Genomic DNA, 9,047 nt, shown 5'->3' with positions numbered 1-9,047 from the left:
TGATGACCTCGTCTGTTTTAGCGTTTTGCCTGATGTACCCGCCCTTTCCCTAACGTACAAGCAAAGGTGCAGATTGCGCACGAAACCTGTGCATGGACGGACAGCCCCGTGCGTTGCATCCCAGGTGTGCGTGGTTAGGTTAAGGTCAACCGGACCCAGACCAGGAAATGCGCTTTATGTCCCGCTCCAATACATTTTCGTCTTACGGCTCTGTCGCCAAAAGCTTTCACTGGCTGACTGCCCTCCTGATCTTCTCCGCCTTTCCGCTGGGCTATGTCGCCAATGAACTGGCGCATGAGATCCAGAGCCCCGGGTTTGACGGCAGCCAGGCGGTGATCGAGCGGGCAACGCTCCTGTTCTCCCTGCACAAGACCATCGGCGTGGCGGTGTTCTTCACTGCGCTGCTTCGCATCCTGTGGGCGCTGAGCCAGCCGAAACCCGGCCTGCTGCACCCGGAGCGCAAGGCAGAGGCGCTGGCGGCGGAGGTGGTGCACTGGCTGCTTTACGGCTCGCTGGTGGCGGTGCCGCTCACGGGCTGGATCCATCATGCGGCGACCACCGGCTTTGCGCCGATCTGGTGGCCGTTCGGGCAGAGCCTGCCGTTTGTGCCGAAGTCCGACGCGGTTGCGGGGGTCTTTGGCGGCTTGCACTGGCTGCTGGTGTGGACGCTGGCGGCGGCGCTGGGGCTGCATATTGCCGGCGCGCTGAAGCACCATGTGATCGACCGCGACGCCACCCTGCGGCGGATGCTGCCGGGCAGCGGCACCCTGCCCAGGCCGCCTGCGCAGGCGCACAGCCTGGCACCGATGCTGGCTGCAGTGGTGGTCTGGGGCGGTGTGCTGGGCGGCGGTGCGGCGCTGGGCATTCTGTGCGGCCATGACCACAGCCACGACCATGGCGCAGAAGGCACCGTTGCCCCGGTGGTTACCGCAGCGCCCGAGGGCGCGGGCGGCTGGGCGGTGCAATCCGGCACGCTGGGCATCGCCGTCACTCAGATGGGCAGCGTCATCAATGGCAGTTTTGGAGAGTGGACCGCGGTGATCAATTTCGAGGAGCCTGCCGCCCCCGGCCCGGCGGGCGACGTGGAGGTGACCATTGCAATCCCCTCGCTGGAGCTGGGCTCCGTCGCAAGCCAGGCGATGGGCGCGGATTACTTCGACAGCGCCAATTTCCCCACCGCGCAGTTCACTGCGGAGATCGAGAAGCTGGCAGAGGGCTATCAGGCAGTAGGCACCCTGACCATCAAGGGGGAAACCGTGCCGGCCACCCTGCCCTTTGATCTGGTGCTTGAGGGGGATACGGCCAAGATGAGTGGCGGGCTGACGCTGAACCGGCTGGATTTCGGGGTTGGCAAAAGCCTGCCCGATGAAAGCTCGCTGGCGTTTGCAGTTGATGTGACGGTGGAGCTGGACGCCAAGCGCGCCGAATAACCGGCGGCACAGGGCCGCTCTCCCGCGCCTGGCGGGTGCGCCGGCAATGCCGGCACCCCCCGGCAGCCTTGGGCCTGGCGCCGCGCTGACGCGCGGCGCTGAACGCCCAGCGGCCCGTTTGCCGGGTTTTCAGAACACTTTCTCGAGGATCACAACATCAATACCGGGCAAGGCTGAATCCCGCCCGGAAAACACACTGCGCCCGGTTTCGGCGAAGCCCCATTTTCCGTAGAAGGGAACCGCATTCAAAGTTGCCTCGATGCGCACATGGCCGGTGCCCGCGGTCAGAGCATCATCCAGCGCAAGCTGCATCAGACCGGCACCGGCCCCAAGGCCAGTGTACCCTGCGGCAACGAACAATCGCTTGATCTCTCCCGGAACACCATGGGCAAATGCCACTGGTTTCCGGTCCGCCTCCGCGATCCAGATTTCACCACTGGAACAATCCACGCAGTAATCCTCGGGCACCCGGCCTGCCATCCAGCTGTCCACCACCTCCTGCGGATAAGGATCGGGCGCAAGACGGCTGACTGAGGCGCTCACAATATCAAAGACCGCCTGCGCGTCGCCGCGTTGCGACCGCCGGTAGCTGAGCCTGCCTGCTTGTGTCCTGCTTTCTGCCATTGCCTGTTCCTGTCAGCCGGTTTGTTTGTTGACAGATCAGGTTCTGTCACATGCCGGCTGCGGCAGGCAACACCAAATGGGCGAAACCGCCCGCCAGAAAACAACCAAACATGTGCCTAGTGCCGGTGGTAGTAATAGCCGCCGTGGCGTGAGCGGTGCCGGTGGCCGCCGTGGCGGCGGAAGTGGTGCCGGTTGCGGGTGGCGTGGTGCCGGCGGGCGCCGTGATAGCCGTGGTATTGCCGGGGCTGGTGATAATAGACGCGGCCGCGGTGGCGGTCGCGGTCGTTGTCCAGGCTCTTGACGATGATGCCAAGCGCAATCAGCCCGGCGATGGCACGGGCGGCGTCATTGCCGGAATCATGGGCTGCGGCGGGTGCTGTAAAGGCCAGGTTGGCAGCAAGGGCCAAAGCCGCGCAGGCTGAAGTGAGAAAGCCGAAGCGGAACATGGTGCCTCCTTTCCGAAGTGGCCGGAGAGGCCGCCCACAGTCTGCGCCTGATGCGGTGCAAAGGCCAGTGAACTTGGGTCACGGTTTGGGGAGGTCTTCGCAGTGCGGCGCAAAGGAAAACCGCCGGACCCAAGGGAACCGGCGGCTGTAATTTCAAAGATGCGGCGGCTGGATCAGCCGTCGGCCTTCATCGCCTCGACGGAGATCTTGATGTTGACCTCATCGCTGACGAAGGGGGCGAACTGGCCCAGGTTGTAGTCGGAGCGCAGGATCTGGGTGGTAGCGTCAAAGCCGGCCCAGGGCTTCTTGGCCATCGGGTGTTCGCCGGCCTGGTTCAGCTTGGCGTCCAGCACCACGGATTTGGTCACGCCGTTGAGGTTCAGGTCGCCCGTGATCTTGGCGGTGTTTTCGCCGGTCACTTCGATGGCGGTGGAGGTGAAGCTGATAGTTTCATCCTCGGTGGCGTCAAAGAAGTCCTTGGTCATGAAATGGTCAAAGCGCGCCTGCCAGCCGGTGAACATGCTGCTAAGCGGCATCGAAACCGACACGCTGGAAGCGGCCGGGTCTTCCTGGTCGAACATGATCTCGCCTTCGAAGCCGGAGAACAGGCCGTAGGTGGTCGAATAACCGAGGTGGTTGTAATCGAACAGGATCTGGCTGTGGCCGGCGTCCAGCACGTATTTCTCCGGTGCGGCGGCAGCGCCGGTTGCAGCGGCAGCGGCCAAGGCGGCGGCAAACAGGGTCTTTTTCATGTCAAAGGCTCCGAATTGAAGAATTTCTATGGCAACACATGTGGTTGTTTCCTCCCCGAAAGGAAGACCGCAAAAACCAACATTATCTGTGAGCGCGCGAACACAAAACCCGGCTGCAGGCAGCCGGGCGGCATCTCGCGCAAATGTGAAAGCGGATCAGGTCAGGATGCGCACCGCACCGCTGAGCTGGTCGCGCAGCTGGCTGCGCACCGCGGCGGAGGCCAGCGGCAGTTCGATCATCAGGCTGCCGTCGCCCTCGAACAACTGGACGGAGCTGGCAGTGAGCCGTGCGCCGCCCAAGGTGTCATAGCTGCGCCGCAGGACGGTGCGCGGACGGCCCTGGGCGTCGCGCTTGAGCACCCGCAGTTCGCGGCGCACCGGATCAAAGCAGGCCTCCGGCCGGCCTTCAGGCTCATGCGCGGTCATCAGGACCAGCCCGGCCAGCAGGAAAGCAACGGAGAGGCCGAAGCGGATCAGGTTCATTTCCGCATCCGCGCCAGCCCCCTGCACCAGCCACAGGCCGGTTGAGCTGAGGATCATCGCGGCGCCCAGAAGCTTCAGCGCAACCACCCGCACTTTCCAGTTCGCTTCGAACCTCAAGCGCAGCGGCGATGCACTGGCAATTGCGCCAAGCGCCCGGGCGCTGGACATTGCGGAAATCTGCGGCGGGGTGTGGTCTGTCACTGCCATTTGACTGCCCTTCTGCTGCGGTCCTGTTTCTGCTGCCCTGCTGCGGGTCCCGCGTCTGGGTTTCCGGCGCCGCGGCTTCTCTCCGCGTTAAGGCTTCGTTAACGAGTGAAGACTGGCATTGGGGCAGCAATGGGGCGGGCTTGCGGTTTTGCCGCGGCGGGCCATTGCAGCCAGCGCAAAACGCCCTTTGGACTTGCTCTTTTGGCGCCAGCCTGTATAGGAGGCCCTGCTTCCGCGACATCTTCGATCCGCGCAGCCTCTCGTGACCGGGCAGCGGAAGTGTGACATGCCCCGTCTATGAAATGCGCCTAGACACAAACAGGAGTTCGCATGCCACTCTATGAGCATGTCATGATTGCGCGTCAGGACCTGTCCAACTCGCAAGCTGAAGGCCTCATCGAACATTTCGGTGCTGTTCTGTCCGACAACGGCGGCAAGCTGGTCGAGCAGGAGTACTGGGGCGTCAAGACCATGGCCTACAAGATCAACAAGAACCGCAAGGGCCACTATGCCTTCCTGAAGACCGACGCGCCGTCGTCTGCCGTTCAGGAAATGGAGCGCCTGATGCGTCTGCATGATGACGTGATGCGCGTCCTGACCATCAAGGTCGACGAGCACGCCGAGGGCCCTTCGGTCCAGATGCAGAAGCGCGACGAACGCGGCGATCGCCGTGAGCGCCGCTGATCAACGCTTGAGAAAAGGACGCTAAATCATGGCAGCCAAACCGTTTTTCCGCCGCCGCAAGGTTTGCCCGTTCTCGGGTGAAAATGCGCCGAAGATCGACTACAAAGACACCCGTCTGCTGCAGCGCTACATCTCTGAGCGCGGCAAGATCGTGCCTTCGCGCATCACCGCCGTTTCGGCAAAGAAGCAGCGTGAGCTGGCCCGTGCTATCAAGCGCGCCCGCTTCCTCGCCCTGCTGCCCTACGCCGTGAAGTAAGGAGATAAGCAGATGCAAGTTATCCTTCTTGAGCGCGTTGCAAAGCTGGGCCAGATGGGCGACGTCGTTGACGTGAAGCCCGGATTCGCCCGCAACTTCCTGCTGCCGCAGGGCAAGGCAAAGACCGCTTCCGAAGCCAACATCGCCTCTTTTGAAGCCCAGAAAGCGCAGCTGGAAGCGCGCAACCTGGAGACCAAGAAAGAAGCCGAGGCTCTGGCAGAGAAGCTGGACGGCCAGCAGTTCATCGTGATTCGCTCCGCTTCGGACGCGGGCGCGCTGTACGGCTCCGTCACCCCGCGCGACGCGGCTGATGCTGCAACCCAAGCTGGTTTCTCGGTCGACAAGAAACAGGTCGCCCTGATCGCTCCGATCAAGGACCTTGGCCTGCACTCGGTCTCCGTGAAACTGCACCCGGAAGTCGAAGCAACCATCGAACTGAACGTCGCACGTTCGGCAGAAGAAGCCGAACTGCAGGCATCGGGCAAATCGATCCAGGAGCTGGCCGCCGAAGAGGAAGCCGCTGCAGAGTTCGAGATTTCCGAGCTGTTCGACGACATCGGCTCTGCTGCGTCCGACGACGACGAAGCACCGGCCGAAGCCGCTGGCGAAGAAACCAACTGATCCCATCCGGGACAGTGAGACACGGGAAAGGCCGCCCTTGGGGCGGCCTTTTTCTTTGGCTCAGCGGAGTTTGCAAAGACACGCCAAATTGCACGGAAATCCCCTGCCCCCGAATAACCATCTGTTTGCCGGATTCATCCAGAATAGTCGGCACGTGGAGTGAAAAAGGGGGATGCGCCATGCAGGACGCATTGGAAAGTGAGGAGCTGGCGCTGCGGCGGCGGCTGTTGTTCCGGCTGCTGCGCGGCCAGCGGTTCGACCGGCCGGACTTTAAGACAGAAGCGATTTCAGAACTGGTGCCCAAAGGGCTTATCGGCCCTGGGGACAGCCTGTTCAAGGCGCCGTCAGACGCGATGCAGAAACCTGTCTGAAGGCGTCCCAAGCGGCCTTTGGCTGAGGTATGCAAACCGGTCTGCGCAGGGCGGTCAGGGGCTGCACTGAGGAGCTGCCAAGGGTTGTAGGGACCGCGAAATTTTGGGAAACAGCCGCGGTCCCTTTCTGCCCGAAGTGGTCAGCTGCCCCACAGGCGTGAGGGGCAAACTGCCCTGAGGGTTGGTTCTGCCTCAATGCGCAACCCCAATATGTAGTGGGCGGCCATATTTAACAAATGTCTAATGATTAAAGTTTGACCGACTTCCCGGACACCGGAACGCACGCCGGATTTCAGGCGGTTTCCCCCCGCGGCAATGGCGGTTCCCCGCCACTGGAAGCCCCTGCTGGCACGGGCAGGATTGCAGCCCGCGCCGGGGCGGGTAATCTGCCCATCGTGAGAAACCGCTTTCGGAGGCCGCATGAAGCGCCCGACCCCTTTGATCTTGTTTATTGCTGCCGCGGTGCTGTCCGCCTGCGCCAGCACTGCCTCCCCGCCGGAGGTGTCCAGAGCCGCCCCGCCGCTCTACCCCAATGAGACCCCGGAACTGCGCCAGAAGATCAACTACTGGGCAGACCATTACGAGGTTCCGCGCAGCCTGGTGCACCGGCTGGCGGTCCGCGAAAGCACCCACAGGCCCAAGGCGGTGAACCGCCCCTATTACGGGCTGCTGCAGATCCTTCCCGCGACGGCGCGGTCGATGGGGTTCAAGGGAGAACCCAAGGAACTGCTGGATGCCGATACCAACCTGCAATTTTCGGTGAAATACCTGCGCGGCGCCTGGCTGCTGGCTGATGGCAGCCAGGACATGGCGGTGAAACACTACTCGCGCGGGTATTACTACGAGGCCAAGCGCCGCGGCATGCTGGTGGAAACCGGCCTGCGTCCGGCGCCTTCTGACGGCTGAAGCCTGCCCGTCAGCAGCGCTCCGCAGGGGCGCTGCCTGGCCCAACGGGCCGCGGCGCTGTCCGCAGGACGGCGCCAAGGACGGGCGGGAGCATTTGTTTTCCTGACCAGCACCGCCTGACCGCAAGGCCAAACGCTTCGGCCCGCAGCGAAGCGTCCTTTCCCGCAGAGCCGCCTGCCTGGGGTATCCAGTCCCAATCATCACTGGAGTCCCTTATGAAAATGCCCGAGTTGAAGACCGGCAGATTTATCCCCGAAGACGGTTTGCGGGTCACCGTCCAGGTTCCCGAAACCCACGTGCAGAGGATCGTTGATGCGGTTCTTGCCGTCTCCACCCTGAAATACGGCGACTATGACCGCGTGACCTTTCAGACATCGGCGGGCACACAGAGCTTCCGCTCGCTGGGGAGCGGGCGGAACGCGGCGACGGAGGCTGCCGTTGAGGTGCCTTGCGTGGAACTGTCCTTCTTTCTGGGCCGGGAGGACGCCGGGGCGGCGCAGGTTCTGGAAAGCGTCTATGCGTCCCACCCTTACGAGGAGCCGGTGATCTATGTGGCCCCCAGCCTGCGGACCCTCCATATCCGCGGCATGGATGAAGACAATCCCAACAGGTTCTGGAACAGCGCCCCCGAGGACTGGGTGCCGGACGCGCACCGATAGAAACCGGATCACCGGACGCCCGGCGCCGTCTTATCCTATCCAACGAAAAAGGCCGCCCGATGGGCGGCCTTTCCGTAAGTCGATGCGGAAGGAGGATTATTCCTCTTCCAGCTCCTCAACAGCCTTTTGCAGGTCGTCCTTGGAGATTTCTTTCTCGGTGACTTTGGCCTGGCCGACAATGTGGTCGACAACCTTGTCTTCGAAGATCGGCGCGCGCAGCTGCTGCTGCATCTGGGCGTTCTGCTGGATGAATTCGAAGAACTGGCGTTCCTGGCCCGGGTACTGGCGGGCTTGCGCCATGATCGCCTGGGTCATCTCGGCGTCGGTCACTTCGACCTCGGCTTTCTGGCCCAGCTCGGCCAGCAGCAGGCCCAGACGGACGCGGCGCTCAGCCAGTTTGGTGTGCTCTTCGGTGGTTTCGATTTCACCGTGGTCGTGGCCTTGCACTTCCGGGTTGTCCTCGTGCCACAGCTGGTGCGCGATCTGCTTGGCTTCTGCTTCAACCAGCGACGGCGGCAGGTCGAAGGAGACCAGGGTGTCCAGCTTGTCCAGCAGGCCGCGCTTCAGCACCGCGCGGGCGGCACCGGCGTATTCGGCTTCCAGGCGCTCGGTGATCTGGGCTTTCAGCGCGTCCAGGTCGTCGGCGCCGAATTTCTTGGCCAGCTCGTCGTCGATCTCAGCCGCCTTCGGGGCTTTGACTTCCTTGACGGTGCAGGAGAACACGGCCTCTTTGCCGGCCAGGTGCTCTGCTCCGTATTCCTCGGGGAAGGACACGGTCACGTCTTTTTCTTCACCGGCTTTGGTGCCGACCAGCTGCTCTTCGAAGCCGGGGATGAAGGAGTTGGAGCCCAGGGTCAGCGGGTAGTCGTCGCCTGCGCCGCCTTCAAAGGCTTCGCCGTCGATCTTGCCGACAAAGTCGATTACGACCTGGTCGCCGTCTTCGGCTGCTGCGCCCTCTTCGCGGGCTTCGAATTCCTTGGCGGTTTCGGCCAGGTTGGCCAGCGCCTCGGTGACGGCTTCGTCTTCAGCCTTCACAACCAGCTTTTCCAGCTCGACGCCGGAGAAGTCGACTTCGGGGATTTCCGGCAGTGCCTCGTAGGACATCTCGACGTTGACGTCGTCGCCTTCTTTCCAGTCTTCGTTGGTCATCTTGACGTCGGGCTGCAGCGCCGGACGGTCGCCGCTGTCCTCGAAATGCTTGTTCATGGCGCCGTCGACGGCTTCCTGCATCGCTTCGCCCATCAGGCGCTGGCCGAACTGCTTTTTCAGCAGTGCCATCGGCACCTTGCCTTTGCGGAAACCTTTCATTTCGATTTCCGGCTGGGCTTCGACCAGCTTTTCGTTGACCTTCTCGTCCAGCTCGGCGGCGGTGACGGTGATGGCGTAGCCGCGTTTCAGACCTTCGTTCAGCGTCTCGGTGACCTGCATCCTATTCCCCATAGAGATTCGGGGCCCCTGTGCGAGGTGCCCCCAGACAATTTGCGGTCTTCTATTTCCCCCGGCGCGGCGGCGCAAGGGGGATTGCCCCTTTCCTGCGCAATCGCGCGGATTTCCAGCCGCCCAAAACGAAAAACACGCCCCCAGAGGAGCGTGTTTGTGTTCCTGAAA

General features: G+C 62.7%; 12 protein-coding genes. 7 read left to right on the top strand and 5 right to left on the bottom strand.

The window, feature by feature from the left end; genetic code table 11:
• Positions 1–176 precede the first annotated feature (176 nt).
• On the top strand, positions 177–1,430 hold the full coding sequence (locus RA25_RS02910; protein WP_039170005.1) for a cytochrome b/b6 domain-containing protein: 1,254 nt from the start codon (positions 177–179) through the stop codon (positions 1,428–1,430).
• Positions 1,431–1,559: 129 nt separating this feature from the next.
• Here the strand turns inward: RA25_RS02910 and RA25_RS02905 are convergent, their stop codons facing one another.
• The 4 genes from RA25_RS02905 to RA25_RS02890 form a co-directional block, all read right to left on the bottom strand.
• Positions 1,560–2,054: a GNAT family N-acetyltransferase gene (locus RA25_RS02905; RefSeq protein WP_039146237.1), complete on the bottom strand. Its 495-nt coding sequence runs from the start codon at positions 2,052–2,054 to the stop codon at positions 1,560–1,562.
• 116 nt (positions 2,055–2,170) lie between these two features.
• Positions 2,171–2,500 carry a hypothetical protein gene (locus RA25_RS02900; protein WP_019295535.1) on the bottom strand — a complete coding sequence of 110 codons (330 nt, stop codon included), beginning with the start codon at positions 2,498–2,500 and terminating at the stop codon, positions 2,171–2,173.
• 173 nt (positions 2,501–2,673) lie between these two features.
• Positions 2,674–3,252 (bottom strand): YceI family protein, encoded by a 579-nt coding sequence (locus tag RA25_RS02895; RefSeq protein WP_039170002.1) that lies wholly within the window; start codon positions 3,250–3,252, stop codon positions 2,674–2,676.
• A gap of 156 nt (positions 3,253–3,408) precedes the next feature.
• Positions 3,409–3,942, bottom strand: a complete 534-nt coding sequence (locus RA25_RS02890; RefSeq protein WP_019295533.1) for a hypothetical protein — start codon at positions 3,940–3,942, stop codon at positions 3,409–3,411.
• 330 nt (positions 3,943–4,272) lie between these two features.
• Here RA25_RS02890 and rpsF point away from each other — a divergent pair, with 330 nt between their 5' ends.
• From rpsF to RA25_RS02860, 6 genes are all read left to right on the top strand, one after another.
• A complete protein-coding gene (gene rpsF / locus RA25_RS02885; protein ID WP_039170000.1) occupies positions 4,273–4,626 on the top strand; it encodes a 30S ribosomal protein S6 in 354 nt (117 codons plus the stop codon).
• Between the two features lie 28 nt (positions 4,627–4,654).
• Positions 4,655–4,882 (top strand): 30S ribosomal protein S18, encoded by a 228-nt coding sequence (gene rpsR, locus RA25_RS02880; RefSeq protein WP_005608650.1) that lies wholly within the window; start codon positions 4,655–4,657, stop codon positions 4,880–4,882.
• Positions 4,883–4,894: 12 nt separating this feature from the next.
• Positions 4,895–5,503: a 50S ribosomal protein L9 gene (gene rplI, locus RA25_RS02875; RefSeq protein ID WP_039169997.1), complete on the top strand. Its 609-nt coding sequence runs from the start codon at positions 4,895–4,897 to the stop codon at positions 5,501–5,503.
• A gap of 179 nt (positions 5,504–5,682) precedes the next feature.
• Positions 5,683–5,874 carry a hypothetical protein gene (locus RA25_RS02870; protein ID WP_019295530.1) on the top strand — a complete coding sequence of 64 codons (192 nt, stop codon included), beginning with the start codon at positions 5,683–5,685 and terminating at the stop codon, positions 5,872–5,874.
• A gap of 420 nt (positions 5,875–6,294) precedes the next feature.
• Positions 6,295–6,780 carry a lytic transglycosylase domain-containing protein gene (locus RA25_RS02865; protein ID WP_039169995.1) on the top strand — a complete coding sequence of 162 codons (486 nt, stop codon included), beginning with the start codon at positions 6,295–6,297 and terminating at the stop codon, positions 6,778–6,780.
• A 221-nt stretch (positions 6,781–7,001) separates the two neighbouring features.
• The gene (locus RA25_RS02860; RefSeq protein ID WP_052254149.1) at positions 7,002–7,439 is read left to right on the top strand and encodes a hypothetical protein; all 438 of its coding nucleotides are present in this window, start codon (positions 7,002–7,004) and stop codon (positions 7,437–7,439) included.
• 96 nt (positions 7,440–7,535) lie between these two features.
• Here RA25_RS02860 and tig read toward each other — a convergent pair whose 3' ends face one another.
• Positions 7,536–8,867, bottom strand: a complete 1,332-nt coding sequence (gene tig, locus RA25_RS02855) for a trigger factor (RefSeq protein ID WP_039169991.1) — start codon at positions 8,865–8,867, stop codon at positions 7,536–7,538.
• Positions 8,868–9,047: the final 180 nt, after the last annotated feature.

This window comes from Leisingera sp. ANG-S5, assembly GCF_000813925.1.
In the GTDB taxonomy this organism is placed as follows: Bacteria; Pseudomonadota; Alphaproteobacteria; order Rhodobacterales; family Rhodobacteraceae; genus Leisingera.
The sequence above is the reverse complement of the archived record's forward strand: the minus strand, read 5'-3'. Positions and strand labels throughout refer to the sequence as shown.